This is a genomic window from Zobellia sp. 1_MG-2023 (assembly GCF_030549125.1).
Lineage (GTDB): Bacteria > Bacteroidota > Bacteroidia > Flavobacteriales > Flavobacteriaceae > Zobellia > Zobellia russellii.
Genome location: NZ_JAUOSY010000023.1, coordinates 1 through 1613, shown reverse-complemented (window position 1 = coordinate 1613; position 1613 = coordinate 1). Strand labels below are relative to the sequence as shown.

Below are 1613 nucleotides of genomic sequence, written 5' to 3'. Positions count from 1 at the left end.
GTCACAGCGGAAAATGGCGATACACAGGAGTGGACGGTCAATACCACCGTATTGCCGCCTACGGGGAGCGGGGCCAACGACATAACCGCGTTCGGGCTTCCTGTCCAGAACAGTACGGATATCGACCCGGGTACCAATACGGTAACGGTGAACGTACCCGACGGAACGGACCTGAACGTCGCCCCACAGGTCTTAGCGGTCTCGCCCGGGGCCACGGTCTTGCCCGCGATAGGTGCCGTACAGGATTTTAGCGGACAGGTACTCTATACCGTCACCGCGGAAAACGGGACGCCGCAGGTATGGACCGTGAACGTTACGGTCTCCGCCCCTACGGGAAGCGGCCTGAACGCGATAACGGGCTTTGAACTGCCCGTTCAGAACAGTGTGGCCATAAACGATGTGAACCATACCATAACGGTGAACGTACCGAACGGAACGGACCTGAACGTAGTTCCCTCCATATTGGATATTTCCACTGGGGCAGGCATAGACCCCGAGCCGGCATCGCAACAGGATTTCAGCCAGCCCGTAAGCTATACCGTGACCGCAGAGAACGGCAACCCACAGGTCTGGACCGTGAACGTTGTCACGGAAACCAGCGGCGAAAAATCAATTGACAGTTTTGTGATTGATGGGGTATCGGGAACATTCAACGGTACGGATATATCGGTGACCTTGCCCTTTGGAACGGATGTAACCGCACTGTCCCCTATTATTGAGTTTTTCGGACAATCTGTCAACCCACCTTCAGGAACCCCCACCGACTTTACCAACAATGTAACCTACACCGTAACCGCCGAGGATAACACTACATTGGACTATACCGTGAACGTTACGGTCACAGCGGATACGAACACTGCGCCAACGGCTGGGGATTTCTCCGTTGATGTGGAGCAGGACAGTAATAATAATAGTATCGACCTTTCTCCCTATATTAACGATGCAGATGGCGATAAACTTACGATTACCGTAATATCCGACTTCAGAAACGGTACGGCTATAGTTTCAGGAAATACTATCGTTTATACCCCTACATCTAGTTATACCGGAGAAGATAATATTGTGTATACCATAAATGACGGAAATGGTGGAATCGCAACAGCAACGATTACCGTTACGGTGACGGCTATAAACCCTGCCAACCAGAGTCCTATAGCACGGGCTTCGGCTGACGTAACTAGCGGAACGGCCCCATTGACCGTACGGTTTACAGGAGACACATCCTCCGACCCGGATATTGGAGATACCCTAAGCTATTTATGGGATTTTGGTGACGGTAGCACCTCTACATCTGCCAACCCAACTCACGAATTCAGGGCTACAAAAACCTATGATGTAGTATTAAGAGTTACAGACAATGGAAATCCAGTTCGGAGTAGCTCCGCAACAACAATTACAATAAATGTGGGACAGGCAAACCAGGCACCTACGGCTAGTTCTTCTGCCGATATTACCTCCGGTACAACTCCCTTGACGGTACAGTTTACAGGTAATACATCTACCGACCCGGATGCTGGAGACTCCCTAAGCTATTTATGGGATTTTGGTGATGGAAACACATCGAATTCCATTGACCCATCGCATCAGTTTACGTCAGAAGGAACATATGATGT

The 1613-nt window shown here is 50.5% G+C and carries 1 protein-coding gene; it reads left to right on the top strand.

Features of this window, described 5'->3' with window-relative positions:
• On the top strand, positions 1-1613 hold a 1613-nt coding region (locus Q4597_RS19665; RefSeq protein WP_303407802.1), incomplete at both ends, for a PKD domain-containing protein.